General features: G+C 59.1%; 12 protein-coding genes. 4 read left to right on the top strand and 8 right to left on the bottom strand.

The window, feature by feature from the left end:
* Positions 1-101: 101 nt before the first annotated feature.
* The 5 genes from AC25BC_RS29250 to AC25BC_RS29230 form a co-directional block, all read right to left on the bottom strand.
* Positions 102-491 carry a tautomerase family protein gene (locus tag AC25BC_RS29250; protein ID WP_128438607.1) on the bottom strand — a complete coding sequence of 130 codons (390 nt, stop codon included), beginning with the start codon at positions 489-491 and terminating at the stop codon, positions 102-104.
* Between the two features lie 311 nt (positions 492-802).
* Positions 803-1,039: a tautomerase family protein gene (locus tag AC25BC_RS29245; RefSeq protein WP_128438606.1), complete on the bottom strand. Its 237-nt coding sequence runs from the start codon at positions 1,037-1,039 to the stop codon at positions 803-805.
* Positions 1,040-1,075: 36 nt separating this feature from the next.
* A complete protein-coding gene (locus AC25BC_RS29240; protein WP_128438716.1) occupies positions 1,076-1,708 on the bottom strand; it encodes a DsbA family protein in 633 nt (210 codons plus the stop codon).
* A gap of 69 nt (positions 1,709-1,777) precedes the next feature.
* A complete protein-coding gene (locus AC25BC_RS29235) occupies positions 1,778-2,491 on the bottom strand; it encodes an SDR family NAD(P)-dependent oxidoreductase (RefSeq protein WP_012763344.1) in 714 nt (237 codons plus the stop codon).
* Between the two features lie 174 nt (positions 2,492-2,665).
* Entirely contained in the window at positions 2,666-3,208 is a 543-nt protein-coding gene (locus AC25BC_RS29230) for a VOC family protein (RefSeq protein ID WP_017996534.1), read from the bottom strand.
* A gap of 770 nt (positions 3,209-3,978) precedes the next feature.
* On the opposite strand from AC25BC_RS29230, the gene AC25BC_RS29225 reads away from it, so the two are divergent.
* The gene (locus AC25BC_RS29225) at positions 3,979-6,270 is read left to right on the top strand and encodes an FdhF/YdeP family oxidoreductase (RefSeq protein WP_128438605.1); all 2,292 of its coding nucleotides are present in this window, start codon (positions 3,979-3,981) and stop codon (positions 6,268-6,270) included.
* A 710-nt stretch (positions 6,271-6,980) separates the two neighbouring features.
* Here AC25BC_RS29225 and AC25BC_RS29220 read toward each other — a convergent pair.
* Positions 6,981-9,821, bottom strand: a complete 2,841-nt coding sequence (locus AC25BC_RS29220) for an ATP-binding protein (protein WP_017996537.1) — start codon at positions 9,819-9,821, stop codon at positions 6,981-6,983.
* A 249-nt stretch (positions 9,822-10,070) separates the two neighbouring features.
* Between AC25BC_RS29220 and AC25BC_RS29215 the strand changes: the two genes are divergently transcribed.
* The 3 genes from AC25BC_RS29215 (at position 10,071) to AC25BC_RS29205 (ending at position 13,127) form a co-directional block, all read left to right on the top strand.
* Entirely contained in the window at positions 10,071-10,739 is a 669-nt protein-coding gene (locus AC25BC_RS29215) for a response regulator transcription factor (RefSeq protein ID WP_017996539.1), read from the top strand.
* A 148-nt stretch (positions 10,740-10,887) separates the two neighbouring features.
* On the top strand, positions 10,888-11,925 hold the full coding sequence (locus AC25BC_RS29210; protein WP_012763351.1) for an alpha/beta fold hydrolase: 1,038 nt from the start codon (positions 10,888-10,890) through the stop codon (positions 11,923-11,925).
* Between the two features lie 164 nt (positions 11,926-12,089).
* Complete coding sequence (locus AC25BC_RS29205; RefSeq protein ID WP_128438603.1) at positions 12,090-13,127, top strand: LLM class flavin-dependent oxidoreductase; 1,038 nt, start codon at positions 12,090-12,092, stop codon at positions 13,125-13,127.
* A 48-nt stretch (positions 13,128-13,175) separates the two neighbouring features.
* Here the strand turns inward: AC25BC_RS29205 and AC25BC_RS29200 are convergent, their stop codons facing one another.
* Together AC25BC_RS29200 and AC25BC_RS29195 are read right to left on the bottom strand one after the other, a co-directional pair.
* Positions 13,176-13,637: a YybH family protein gene (locus tag AC25BC_RS29200; protein ID WP_012763353.1), complete on the bottom strand. Its 462-nt coding sequence runs from the start codon at positions 13,635-13,637 to the stop codon at positions 13,176-13,178.
* 204 nt (positions 13,638-13,841) lie between these two features.
* Positions 13,842-15,068, bottom strand: a complete 1,227-nt coding sequence (locus tag AC25BC_RS29195) for a YbfB/YjiJ family MFS transporter (protein WP_128438602.1) — start codon at positions 15,066-15,068, stop codon at positions 13,842-13,844.
* Between the last annotated feature and the right edge of the window lie 125 nt (positions 15,069-15,193).

Raw genomic sequence — 15,193 nt, 5'->3', positions numbered from 1 at the left:
GACTGGAAGCATGTCTTGGATCAGCCGGATTTGCATGTGCACGTTAGTATCGCCGATACCTTGGTATTGGTGGGCCTACCAGACCGAGACGTGTGTGCCTATCACAGCTCGCCCGTCAGGAACTGCGCGCTGCCCATGCCGAACGACCAGTCCTCGTCCGAGTTGATATGCAGAGAGACCATCACGTCAGATGGCGCCACGTCGCAGCGAGCCTGGAGCGCACGCGTGAGGCTTGAATAGAAGGCCACCTTGGCACCTCGAGACCTCGGGCGGCTGGTTATTTCGAGCAGTAGGAACTTCTCGGTCCGGGTGATGTCGAGCCCAGTGTCAAGCGCGCGAATATTCGACGCCTCGTGCTCTTGAAGGATCTGGTATCTGTCTCTCCGCGGAACGCCGAAAGTCTCCACGACGACGTCGTGAATGGTATCAAGCAGCATGTCGACCTCCTGTGGCGAACGACCTTTCAGGATATGGATTTTGACGAGAGGCATTGGTGTCTCCAAAATTGCCGAAAACAGTGTCGCTGAGAACTGTCCTCCTGCTAGGGGGCCAAGGCTATTGCACGATGGTATTTCCGACGCCTCGACGGCACGGAGAAGCGATGGCGGATCCTTGCCGCAGCACCAGGCACGCCGGCTGGCTGGGATGAACCCACTTCGCTCACGGCATGCTCCGCATCCTGTTTGCCGAACTGAGAGCTTCGGCTCCTTGCGTTCAGTTAGATCCGGCCGGCAGCGAAAAACGCACACGCCGCCGGTGATCACCGGCGGCGTGCATATTCTTCCTCTGGAATACCGTGAGGTCAGGCTTTGCCTTCAGCCTTCTTCTTCCGGTATTGGACGGTTGGAAGGCCGCCCCAGCCCCAGTTGTCCAAGTCGACTTCCTCGATCACCACGTAAGTCGACTCCAGCGGCTTGTTGAGGACGTCGAGCATGACCTGGCTGACGCCAGCGATGATTGCGGCTTTCTCCTCGGGAGTTACCGACGCGCGATCTGGGGTCGTGCCCTCATGGGTTACTTGCACGGTGACTATGGGCATTTGCTATTCTCCTTGTTCGATGGCTTCGTCGATCTGCTAGGCGGCCATTGCAGCGAGGTGCTTCTCAAGTTCGTCGACATGCGCATACCCAGCGCCGACCTTGCTGAGAGTTCCAGCCTTGTTCAAGAACAAGGTCGGGAAGCTTGAAACACCCATTCCTCGCACCGTCGCGAAGTCCGTTGCGGCTTCTTCGATCGTGCTACGCTTATTCCATTCTGCCAGGAATTCCTCCGAGCTGACGGGATGACCGAGTTCAGCGAGCGCGCGAGAACCGGTCTCAGCCAATGTGGCTCCGTCCGTCGTGTCGAGCGCGTCGACGTAGAAGGCATGCTGGAATGCCCGGAAGACGCTCAGAAGATCGGCTTCCGGTCTAAGAATGCGGGCGGCCACCACCGCACGGCACACGGGTTCGGTGTCGTAGACGAAGCCCTGTCTGGCAAGAAAGCCTTCTCGGTTGAACGGTACGCCGCTGGCATCCTCGACCTTGCCCCAGTGGTGCAGTCTGAACTGTTTGCCCGCGTCATCGAGAACGTCGGTCGCGCCCGCGCGCAATCCACCGAGGAGGATCTTCAGGGATAGGTCCGGACGCCGCTCAAGCAGCAGCCCCATCTGTTTGCCGAATCCATAGCACCACGAGCACATCGGATCGGCGGCTAGTACAAGTTCCATTGTCTTTCCTTCACTCGCATGCAGAACGCGCGGCGTATCCACGCCACGCGCCCGCGTGATATTCGAGACCTACCAGCGGCCGGCGTTCTGGCCACCGTCGACATGGAGGATCTCTCCAGTGACGAAGCTTGCGTCTTCGAGGTAGATCACAGCGTCGACAATGTCGCTGATCTCGCCCATGTGGCCGACGGGATGCAGCGCGGAGAGGAATTCGTGGGTCTCTGGAGCATGCATCGGGGTCTTGATGATGCCAGGAGACACGGCATTCACCCGGACGCCCGTCTTGGCGAACTCGATCGCCAGTTCCTTCGTGACGGCGTTAAGACCGCCCTTCGTGAGCGAAGCAAGGGCCGTGGGGACGCTCGACACCGGCTGGTTTACGAGGCTGGTCGTGATGCTGACAATGTGGCCGGAGCCCTGCTTGAGCATCTCCCTCGCAGCCCGTTGCGTAATGTGGAAGAAGCCCGAAACGTTCACGCCGAAGTTCAGATCATAATCTTCCTGAGTGAAGTCGACGAACGGCTTGGCAGTGAAGACGCCGGCATTGTTCACCAACGTGTCGATCCGACCGAAACGGTCAATCGCCTCGCGGATGACGCGCTCTGCGGTCTCGGAGTTGGAGATGTCGCCCGCCACGGCATGCACGCCATCGTCGGACCCTTGTTTGATTGAACGCGAGGTAGCGACGACGTGGTAGTTCCGCGCGCGGTAGGCGCGGACCAGACCTTCACCAATGCCCTGCGATGCACCGGTGATGACGGCGACCTTCTGCTGATTGCTCATGATATACATCCTTTCAATTGCATCGGTCCTTGTCGGGCCGCCCGTCGCCCTCGGCGTCGGTGCTATTGATTTAGATGCTATCGACCATCGGGAGAATTGCCAGGCAGCGGCAGTCACTGAACCGTTTTTCGGCATAATTGTTAGCGCGCTCGTCGGCGGCCGTGGACCAGCTCGCTATCCCCACACCGCCTTAGTTAGCTCCTTCGTAAATGCGGTATCTCCCTTGCGTCCCGGCAGGCGGGTCGTGATCTCCTGAACAGTCCACTCGTTTCCATCCGGGTCATGAAAAATGAAATACGATGCGTAGCTTTTCCGCTCCGGATTTAGTCCAGCCGTGATGCCCACGCCGTTGGAATGATGAAAAATTCCGCCGACGTCATGAAATGGCTCGCTCGTTTCGACGCCTCGAGATAGGAGATCGCTACGTGCTGCCGGCAGATCCGAAACGACCAGGTGCAATCCCCGCGATGAACCAGAGGGGGCCGTAATTATATTCTGCCCGAACATCACGGAGCATCCAGATCCAGGCGGAGTGAACTGCACGATGCGGTAGTCGTCGCCTTGAAAATCAATATCGAAACGCCATCCGAGAGCTGCATAAAAAAGTTTGCTTCGGTCGACGTCGGAGACGGCGATCACCGCAAGCTCGAGTGTCATCGCAACTCCCGAGAGGGACTGCGGGGCTTCCTTGCTGGATGGTCTCAGTTCGCTATCCATATCAGTGCTCCTTTGAGATGGTCGCCGACGGATCCTAAAGGTGGCGACACGCGTCCCAAGCTTATGAACTCGCACCACGCCTGCCATTGCACTTAGGTATCGACGGCTTGGAAGCGGCCAGGACGCCGTAGGTTGGATGTACGACACCATCGTACCGTAGCCGCGTCGAGCCGAGGGATTCATCATAAGCCTCCCTGCGTAGCGCCAAAGGGCTGCGACGAAACCCAACGCGGCACCGCAAGAACAGGCGAGACAAATGTCAAACACGAAAATAATAGCCGAACCGTCCGAGCCTCCACTCAGCACCGCAGGAGAACTGCACGAACGAGGCAGACACCTCGGCCTCGCGATCGAGGCTCTTCGCACCAAGGTCAGAAACAGGGAAGCCACAGGCTGGTTTGCTTACCAGCACGAAATGGCACGTGACCCAGAGCAACGTCCCTCGTAAAGCTGTCCGAGCATTCACGACCGTCGCTTGAGGCAGCGAACGTCCAATACCAAAGTGCACTTATGCGGGCTGCGTGAACGAGTTAGCTTTACTCATCGCCCCACCCCTCCAGGGCGAGAAGCTCTCAGGAGCACAGCGCTCCAGCACTCCTCCCCTCTGTTGGAGCGCGCGGATCCTCCAAGGCTCCGCCAAGGCCGTCTCCACCCGCCCGGAGACGGCCTTTGTTTGAAGTCGAACTTCCCAAGCAGGCGTCGCGTGCGCTCACGCGGATCTGGCGACCAATATCTATCAGACAAATGCCACCAGCGATGAAGGAACTGTCATGAAGAACAAACGTCCGGATGGAATCGAACGTTACGACCACCCGGCTGGCGGCTGGGACGCGCTTAAGGCCGTCGTGAAGACGCTGGCCCACCAGCAGATCGTCGCGCAAGGCAGCAAAACTCTACTCAAGGCCAACCAGCCGGAGGGATTCGACTGCCCAGGCTGCGCATGGCCCGACCCCAAGCACACGTCGTCATTCGAATTCTGCGAAAACGGCGCCAAGGCGATTACGTGGGAATCCACCGCGAAGCGAACCGACGCCGAGTTCTTCAGGCAGCATAGCCGGTCCGAGCTTTGGACGTGGACGGATCATGAGCTCGAAGACGCCGGCCGCCTGACTCTGCCGTTGTGGTACGACCAAGGCACCGATCACTTCGAACAGATCGCGTGGGATGCGGCATTTGCGCTGATCGCAGCCGAGTTGAACAAGCTCGACGATCCGGACCAGGCCGAGTTCTACACCTCCGGCCGTGCCTCGAACGAAGCAGCGTTCCTCTATCAGCTATTCGTCCGCGCCTATGGCACCAACAATTTTCCCGACTGTTCAAACATGTGTCACGAAGCCACCAGCGTGGGGCTTCCGAAATCCATCGGCGTCGGCAAGGGAACCGTCACGCTCGAAGACTTCGATCATGCGGACGCGATCTTCAGCTTTGGGCACAATCCGGGCACGAACCATCCGCGCATGATGACGACATTGCATGAGGCGGCGCGCCGAGGCGTTCCAATCATCGTCTTCAACCCCTTGAAGGAGCGCGCGCTTGAGCGGTTCGCCGCGCCTCAAGATCCGGTAGAGATGGTCACCATGTCCTCAACGCCGATCGCTTCGGCCTACCACCAAGTCCGTGTCGGCGGGGATTTGGCCGTTTTGAAAGGTATGATGAAGGCGGTGCTCGAACGCGACGCGGCAAGTCTCGCTGCAGGCGGCATTGGCATACTTGATCGGCCCTTCATCAAAGAACATACCTCTGGCTTCGACATCCTACGTGCCGATATCGATGCGACCAGTTGGCAAGAGATAGTCGCGATCAGTGGCCTAACCCGGCAGGCCATCGAGAGCGCTGCCGACGTCTACGCGAACGCGAGGAACGTAATTGTCTGTTATGGCATGGGCATCACACAGCACGCCAAGGGCACGTACAACGTCCAGCACATCGCGAACCTCCTGATGCTGCGAGGAAACATTGGTCGAGAGGGTGCGGGAATCGCGCCCATCCGAGGCCACTCCAATGTTCAAGGAGATCGGACGGTAGGAATAACCGAAATTCCCAACAAGGCGCTACTCGATGGCATGGAACGCGCCTTTGGTTTTCGCCCTCCGAGCGACAAAGGTCACAACGGGATCGAGGCCGTTGAGGCCGCCATCGATGGCCGAGCGAAGGCCATGATCTGTCTTGGCGGCAACCTCGCGGTCGCGATGTCCGATTCCGGGGCCACATTTTCGGGAATGCGGAACCTCGATCTGGCCGTCCATATCGCAACGAAGCTCAACCGTTCCCATCTGCTGACCGCGAAGACCACTCTCGTTCTGCCGTGTCTAGGACGGACGGACCTCGATATCCAGGCATCCGGCCGCCAGGCGGTCACTGTCGAGGATTCGATGTCCATGGTTCACGCTTCGCGAGGGTTTCTTCACCCACCTGGCGAACTTGTCCGATCCGAGCCGGCAATCATCGGAGGGATTGCAAGAGCTACGCTTGGTGACCGATATGGCATAGACTGGGAGGGCATGGTAGCGGACTACGACCACATCCGCGACAAGATCGAGGAGGTGTTTCCCGACTTCTACGAATTCAATACTCGCGTGCGCAAACCGGGCGGCTTTAGACTTGACGTCGCTGCTTCATTTCGCCGGTGGAACACGCCTGAGCGAAAGGCGAAGTTCCTCCCGTCTCCCGGTCTCTCCGAGGATACGCCCGCCGAGAGCGAAGGCGCCTTGATGCTGACGACTATTCGAAGTCACGATCAATATAACACCACCATCTACGGATTGGACGATCGTTATCGCGGCGTATTCGGTCGGCGCGACGTGGTTTTTATGAATGCGGAAGATCTCGCGGGTCGAGGCCTTAAGGACGGCGATCGCATCGAGGTCCGAGGGCTCATTGGCGAGGTTGATGAAAACCATCTCGTTAGCGGTTTCACGGCGGTAGCCTACGACATTCCGAAGGGTTCCATCGCGGGCTACTATCCAGAGATGAACGTCGTCATCTCGCTCCGACACTTCGATCGCCAGTCCGGTACGCCGTCCTACAAGGGAGTGCCAGTCAGGGTGAAACTCGCAGATTGACAAACACCGAGACGGCTAGAGGCGTCAGTTTGTCATGTAGGTCTGCCTCAAGACCCGCGAACCACGCTGATCGCGAGTAGGTGCCTGAGCCTCTCTTGCTCGGTCACTCCGTTCTGGTACCACCAAAGAAGGCCCCTCGCCGCATCCTCGGCTTCGGCGCTTTGTCTATCGTACTGTCGGTTCTCGCAATGCTCCTTGAGCAGACCACGCATCATGGACACGTGCTCCGAGCTTAGCACTGCCCCGCACATGCTGTAATGCAGCTTCATCATATCGGCGCCCTTGATACTATAGGTTATACAGGATTCGACGGATTGCAGCCGGCCCACACTGGTGAGCACGTAGAGAGCGATTTTGCCCCGCCTAAACGGGATTCACCGGACTGGGCAGGTACCCAGACGCGGATCGGAGCCGCTGGCCGCTGTATCGACACCAGGGCGCCAACCAGAGCTGCCATTGCGAATAAGATTGCGACGCCTGGGAAGATACTGCCCGACGGCTTGCGGTACCTGTGAGACATAGTGTTCTCCTGACACCCGCCGACAAACGGCCTGGCTAGGAGCCCACTATGGCAACCAGCAGAGAGGGAAGCTGTTGCACATAGGTATTGCCAATACTTTCGTATTCCTAGGCTTCGTCAGCGAGCGGGCAACAACGTGGCCGTGCAGTTTCGAAGCCGCGTCGAAGCATCAGTCAAAGATCTACGAAGCTCATTGCTTCGCGCCGAGCAACCTCTTCGCCTGCAAAAGTCGAGGGGTAGACAGTCCTTCGCGGAACCGCTCGTAGACGGGACGAAGGATTTCTTGTGCCGCTCGAAGATCACCGCGGCTGGCCAGATATTCCGCGTAGCTCATGCCCGCTGTAAGTTCCCAATACAAACCGCCTTGAGCGGATGCTCTTAGGCCAGCCTCCCGAAAGAGGTCTACGGCTAAGCTCTCGTTCGCACCTTGTGCTGCGATGATCTCGCCTTTCTTTCGTAGAAGTTCGGGCATTATCCAGCGGTAGCTTTTTTCCACTGAAAATTTCTGTGCTCTGTCGATCTCCAAGAGCGCCTCGTCCAGACGTCCGGCCGCCTGCAACGCGGCTGCGAGTTCACACATGAAAAACGGATAGAACAGTAGATACGAGGATTCTTGCATGTCTCGAATGCCGGCTTGAAGAGCGTCGATCCCCTCCGCGGGCGAGCCTGAACGCGACGCCAGGCTGCCTCGGACGCATATGCCAACTGCGTAGAACGGTTTTAGACCATGCTGTAGTGCATGTGCAGTGAGTTCTTCGCCCCAGTGTCGTGCTCGCGCTTCGTTGTCCAGACTGAGTGACACGAAGGCGGACGCCCAGGCCAACGCGACGCAAAATACGAATGGTTGCTTGGTTGCACGGGCTTCATCGACTGAGTCTTCGGATGCTTGAGAAGCCACCTCCAATCGGCCCAACGAGATCAAGTTGACGGTGTCATGAGCCATTGAGGACGTCCGAATGTCCGCCCCGAGCCTGAGCATATCCGTACGACGATTGTTGGGCGGCGAATTCCTCGCCGCCCAATCAAGTCGGTCATGAGCTTCCACGTGGTGAGCCTGATAGGTCTGCGGGATGCCCGACAGCCAAGCTGCCGTGGCGCGTGACCTCGCATCGCCTCCGCCAGCGCCTTTCCCGTATTCTTGCGCGTAAACAAGCGCATCATCCAACTCCACCGATCGAGCGCTAAAAAGCCAGAGGGCGCAAGTAACGCGTTGCCGGTAGTCCTGGTCATCCAACGTTTCAGCGAGTGTTAGGGCGCGTGCGAGCACCGCTCTACCTTGCTCGCTCATACCCTGCGTATAAATCATCGCGAAGCCCAGGGCGCACTGTAGGACCAGTTCCGTACGTCCCCCCTCCTCTCCTTCGAGGCAGGAGAGCGCCTTTTTAGCCCATTCGCCTGACTCGGACACGAGCGAGGTCGCGGTCCAGAAATCGGAGGCAATTGCGGCGAGGCCTGCTCCGAGCTTTCCATCGCCCTCTGGAGAAAGCGCCCAAGTCAAAGCGGCTCGGAGATTATCGATCTCTCGGCGATACGGCCCCAGACCATCGATTGCCGACTGCAGCGAGTCTTCACTCGAAAATGGCTGAAATAACGAATGGAAGAAGGCCGTGGTCCGCCTCATCGTCATTCGATAGTCGGTGCCCCCTCCAAGCTTTTCCAGCGAATAGACCCGCACCGTCTCCAGAAGACGCCACCGCGGGGCTGCCTCCGTTCCGTCGAAGGTCACCAACGATTTCGTGACGAGGTTCGAGAGCCCGAGTGCGGTCTCTTCCTCGTCCTCCCCGCTGGCGGCCATCGCGGCCTCCAAGGTAAACCCTGCGGGATATACGGAGAGACTGTGCAGAAGGCGACGCTCTCCTTCGGGCAATAGTTCATAGCTCCAATCGAGCGCGGCCCGAAGCGTGCGGTGTCGAGGCAAGGCAGTACGGCGTCCGCCGGTCAGAAGAACGAAACGGTCATCCAATCGGCCGGCGATCTGTTGAAGCCCCAACGTGGCAGCACGGGCGGCGGCGAACTCTATGGCCAGGGGAATTCCATCCAGATGCCGGCAAATACCCGCGATAATCGAGACCCTGTCCCTGCTCGTCGTAAAGTCGGACTGCAACGCCCTCGTTCGGGCGACAAACAACTGAACCGCACTGTGCGTTAACGGATCACCAACCTTTTCGTTCGCGGGCACATCAAGCGGGGGAACACGATATGTAAACTCCCCCTCGATCCTGAGAAGTTCCCGACTCGTTGCGAGAACCGAAACGTTCGGGCAGGCGCGCAGCATCGCCTCGACCATCTCGGCAGCTGCATCGACAACATGTTCGCAATTGTCGATTAGAAGCAACATTTTCCGGTTACCAATTGCCCGCGCAACGAGCTCGGCAGAGACGTCGTCGCCTTGAAGGCGCAGATCGAGAGCCTGTGCAAGTGTAGTGGGAACAAGATTTGGATCCGAGAGGGAAACCAGCTCCACAAAAAATGCATCCCCATCGATCGTCGGCTGCAGGCGGCGGGCGACTTCGGACGCGAGCACGGTTTTCCCTATCCCACCGGGTCCCGTCAGGGTTACAATTCGATAGGCCGACATGAGCGTCACGATATGAGAAATTGCAGCCTGACGGCCGATCAGCTCGGACGCTGCCGAGGGGATGTTAGTAACAAAATCCTCTCGTTCGCTCGACCGCACGAGCGTGGCGGACGTCGGATCGGCAAACCGCTTTTCGGGTTCCGTCCACTCGCCGAGTAGTCGATATCCGCGACCGGACACGGTACGCAGCAAGTCTCGGTCCTTTCCAAGCGCGCGCCTTATTGCAGAGATATGAACCTGGAGGGTGTTGTCCTCGACGACCATTCCAGGCCAGACGCGCTTCATCAGCTCGTCTTTCGTAACGATCCTACCCGAAGAAACTGCAAGTGTTTCGAGGATTTCGAACGCGCGACTGCCGAGCGGTACCGGAGCGCCCATCGCACGCAGCTCTCGCTTTTCGAGATCAAGCTCCCATCCGGAGTGCTCGAAGAGGCCTATCTCAATCTGTCCCAAAGCGACCCGAATCTATCTGGTTCAACCGCATCGATAAAATCACAGAGGGGCAGATTGCGCCAAGGGCACTTCAACAACTGGTAAGGGAATACTTCAGCTTTTTTCAGGATCTCTCACACCACTTAAGTCGCGAACGCATGCGTGCCGGTTTAAAAATCGCGGAGCACCTTCATTACGAGCAGCGTGAAGCATTCATAACAATCTCCCAGCCGCAGCACGTCGCGTGCACGATCGATGAGGACGAATGGCATGTTCCCCACAAAAAAACCGACTGATCTCTCGACAATGGCGACAACACTCTACAGCGATGCTTTGGTCGCCGTATTGGATAACGGGACCGAATTCGATCCCAATTTGCATCTACATATTTCGGGCATGGGCCGGCGACTACAACGGTTCACCTCAGCGCACGACTTGCTCAGCGGTGCCCAATCTGGACGCTTCAACTGCATCCTTGTTGACGCAAGCATGGCCGATCTGCCGGTTTCAGATCTAGCGCGATTGATTTGTTCTTACGCCGTGCACTGCCCAATCATCGTCGTCACCCCTAGCGGCAGTCCGGCCACGTCTGTTGCCACAACCAGATTCCGGGTGACCTTCCTCCCCAAGCAGGATGATCCCGCCGTAATTGCGGAGGAGGTAAACGCATCTATTCGTGCGTTCAACGAGGCGAACCGTTTGGAAGCCTATTTTCTCACGCTGACACCGCGAGAACGGCAAGTCATGAAGTTCGTGGTGGAAGGCTTGCTGAACAAGCAGGTGGCCTTCAAGTTGAACATTAGCGAGATCACCGTCAAAGCTCATCGTGGCCGGCTAATGAGAAAGATGAACGCGAGAACACTTCCTGACCTTTTGTATATGGCCGCAAGGCTCGGCCCCGCGTCAGGCTCCGTCGCGAACGAACTTTCGGCGTTCTGAGGCGCCGCAGCGCCTCCATGTTTAAGCACGAGCCGTAGCTGACCCGACACCATTGGACAGTAGCGCGTTTCTGCCACCTGTCTGAAATGGACTCGCAAGGGCCTGTCGTGCGGCAGGCATTCAACAAGCGATCTTTGGAGACACAGCCATGAGCAACTCAAACAACGCGACCTGGACACGCCGCTCCTTTGGCGGAGTGGCACTCGGGCTGACGGCCGCAGGAATCCTCGCAGGGCGCGTCGAAGGTGCCGAGCAGATCAAAGGGCCGGTACGGCACAAGGGTATGGGCCTGGTTGCCGACAAGCGTATCGACGCCGGAGACCTGAATGTCGGATACGCCGAGCTCGGTCCTGAAGACGGCTCGCCCGTTATGCTGTTCCACGGCTGGCCCTACGACATCAACGCCTTCGCCGAGGTGGCGCCTTTGCTCGCGGAGCGTGGTCATCGTGTGATCGTGCCGCATCTGCGCGGATACGGCAGCACTAGATTCCTGTCCGATGACACTATGCGGAACGGCCAACAGTCGGCGCTTGCTGTCGACGCCCTCAAGCTGATGGACGCCTTGAAGATTGAAAAGGCGACGGTCGCCGGGTTCGACTGGGGTGCGCGGACCGCCGACATCGTCGCAGCGCTCTGGCCAGAACGATGCAGGGGTTTAGTATCCGTCAGCGGCTATCTCATAGGGAACCAAGCTGCTGGAAAGGCGCCCCTGCCCCCAGCCGCGGAGGTTCAGTGGTGGTATCAGTTCTACTTCGCCACGGACCGCGGTCGCGACGGCTATGAAAAATATACGAACGACTTCGCCAAGCTGATCTGGCGTCTCGCCTCGCCGCAGTGGAAGTTCGACGACACGACCTTCGATCGGAGTGCAGAAGCATTTACCAATCCCGATCACGTCTCGATCGTCGTTCATAACTACCGCTGGCGGCTGGGCCTGACGGAAGGTGAAAAACGGTTCGACGAATTCGAGACCAGGCTTGCGGCCGGTCCCGAGATCCATGTGCCGACGATCACGATGGAGGGCGACGCCAACGGAGCGCCTCATCCGGATCCCAACGCCTACGCCGCAAAGTTCAAGGCGAAATACGAACACCGTCTCGCGGCGGGCGGGATCGGCCACAATTTGCCGCAGGAGGCGCCCGAGGCGTTCGCCAAGGCGGTAAGAGATGTCGATTCCTGGGCGTGAGCAACCGGGGTCCCGACGCGCTCAATTATCGAAAAAATCGATGATCTCCATCCGAAAAACCACACTGGCGAGGCATCGCCTAGTCGTGAGATGGGAAGCGCTTCCGCCGGGAAGGCGTCAGAACGCCGTGGCTCCGGGTGCGAGCTCCTTGAAAGGATTCAACTTTGGAAATCGGTATCGATAGTTTTGCGATGCTCCTGCCCGACTCTGACACGGGTCGCCTGCAGTCGGCCGTCGATCGAATGGAGAGCGTACTTTCCGAGGTGGAGCTGGCGGACCAGGTCGGTCTGGACGTCTTCGGAATGGGCGAACACCACAGGGAAAACGCGCTTGATTCCGCGCCCGCCGTGATACTTGCCGCAGCGGCGGCGCGCACCAAGTCGATAAGGCTGACGAGCGCCGTCGCCGTCCTTAGCGCCTCCGATCCCGTCCGGCTTTTCCAGGAGTTCGCAACGCTGGACCTGATATCCCGCGGACGAGCGGAGATCGTGGTCGGTCGTGGCTCTTCCGTGGAGGCCTATCCCCTGTTTGGCTTCGACCTGAGGGACTACGATGCGCTGTTTGCGGAAAAGCTGGACCTACTGCTCAAGATCAGGGAGCAGCCCAACATCAAGTGGCAGGGCCGGTTTCGTCCTGCGATGAATGGCGAGGGTGTCTTCCCTCGTCCGCATCAGCCCAAATTGCCAATCTGGCTTGGCGCTGGCGGCACGCCCGAATCCTTCGTCCGCGCAGGGACTCTCGGCCTCCCGCTGATGGTGGCCATCATCGGAGGGAGCTTCGAGCGCTTTCTGCCCCTGGTCGAGCTCTATCGTCGAGCATGGCTCGTCGCCGGGCATCCCGCTGAAAACCAGCGGATAGGCGTCCACGCTCTTGGCTTTGTCGGAGAGACCGACGTGGCCGCAAAGAAAGCGTTTTTCCCCGGCTGGTTCCAAATGTTCACGGACGCCGGAAGAGAGCGCGGCTGGCCGCCGCCGACGCAGGCTCAGTTCGAGCATATGTGCGGGCCGGGTGGCGCGTTCCTCGTCGGCAGCCCCCAGACGGTGGCTGCCAAGATATCCCATGTTAACAGAACGTTGGGAGGAATTGCTCGCATCACCTTTCAGATGAGCACCGCCGCGCTCGACGCGGAAGCGATGCGTCGTTCGATCGAGCTGCTGGGAACCGACGTCGCGCCTTTGGTGCGTGGACAGCTTCGCGACTAGCGGGTACGCGTCGCGCGGAGCGCCGACGTTTGCCGGCGCACCATCTCTTCAACCGAAGATCAGTTTCCGATAGGCAGCCAGCATCTGCGGATCTTCGACGGACCCATGATGGTGAAGCTGTCGCCAACCGCCGTCCTTGCGTACAAACCACCGGGTCGTCCGGAAGGCGACATCAAGCGTCTCTGTCGCCGTCTGACATACTCCGCGTTCGCGGCCGACGAACAGGTGCCACTCGTCGCCGCCCTGGCTCGTAAAGTCGTGGAAGGTCACCTGAACCTTCGTTTTTCCCTTGAAGAGCTTTGAATACCCGTCGGCGATCTGGTCCCAACCGCGGCGGATGCCGCCGATCGGATTGTCCATGCTGGGATCCGAGCCGCCGAGCCAGACCTGTTCCAGCCCTTTGAGATCGCCAGCGTTAAAGGCTCGATAGAATTGTATCAAAGCATCCAAGGCGGTTCCATCGTCCTGCGCCGTCTCGCCGCCGTTAACTTCTGTGAGATGCCGGTCCATTGATTTTCTCCGTACTTCCTCAAAGGTGGCTGACGCACTCTTGGAAAGCATGTAGCTCTCCTCGTACTGGCCAACTTGGTTTACCCGTCTCTACGTCAGGGCAGCATGCGCAATCGATACCAACCCTTCTATTGTACGATGGTGTCGAGCATAAATTTGGAGATACGCGACGATCGCATCGGAGAAGATAGAAGCGCGTGATTTTCAAGTGGGACGGACCGAGCGCCCTGCGGTCCTCGCATTCCGCTCGCTTGGAAACAGCAGGATCATCGCAACATAGATCGCGGCGCCGACTACGAGCGCGATGCTGGCGACGGCAAGCGCGAGATCGAACCAGGCGTCTACGTTCACCACATGCCTCATGATCACTCCTACGGCAGGCGGCCCCATGATCTGTCCGATCGCGAACACCGCCGTCAGCAGTCCCATGTAACGCGCGTGGTGGCTCGATCTGATCCGCCTAACTTCGTTCATGGCGAAGAAGCTGATCGCAGTGAACGGCAGGCCTACGAGAACGCTGATGAGTGCAAGGCCGAAAGCGTCCTGCCAGATAACCGACAGCCCCACCCCGACCGCCTGCACGAGGTATGCGGCAATCAGATGGAGCCGCACGTCGGCGCTATGCGGAACGCGCGCCGCCAGCAGCGATCCGACGACTGCCGCGACCCCGAAAAGCGGCCAGAAGACGGTGAGCAAGGGTGAACCAGGAATGCTGTTCTTCGCGATCACCGGAAGATAGGTCGCCGTGACGATGTAGCCGAAGCCGGCCAGCCCGTATGCGATCGCAAATAGAGGCATTTCCGATTTCGGCACCTTGCCGGAGGCGCGCGTCGGCGCCCCCACCGAATAGGCGTCGGATGGCTTCGCGCTCTCGCCGAAGGTCTTCCAGATGATCCCGCTGATCGTGGCGGAGATCGCGGCGAATATCAGCCAGGCGGTGTGGCCGGACAGCCCGAGAATGGTCATCCCGCTGGCGGCCAGCCCGGACACGGCGATGCCTGCGCCGGGTCCCGTGAATATGGCGCTTCCTATCGAGCTGCCGGTTCCCGAAAGCTGGGCGAGACACCAACCGGAGGTGAAGACGAATCCGATCGCCGAAGCGACGCCCGCCAAGAACCGAAGAGCGACCCAGGCCTCGGCATAGGGCACTGACATCAGAGCCGTAAGCAGAACCGTGGCCACCAGTGTCAGGCGTATGACGAAGGTATGGTCCCACCTCTTGGGTACTGCCATCGCTGCCAATGCACCGACCAGGTAGCCGACGTAGTTGGCAGTCGCGAGTCCTCCGGCTCGCGAAAGATCAACGACGCCGTCGTGTAGCATCATCGGCAGAATTGGAGTGAATGCGAACCGACCGACGCCCATGGCGATGGCGAGGGACGCCGATCCCGCGAGCACGACCACATATGGGCTGGGGCTGTGTTTAGACATGACGCTGTCCTTTGTTCGATTGGAGATATGTCGCCACGAATTCGCGCGACGGCTGCTCCCCTTCAGGTAGATTGGTCGAGGTCTGCGTGAACCGTCAGTCTGCGGCAGGCTGTCTGCCGGGATCC

It is taken from the genome of Rhizobium sp. WSM409 (assembly GCF_057653825.1).
Note: the sequence above shows the minus strand (reverse complement) of the source record. Positions and strands in the feature narration are given on the sequence as shown.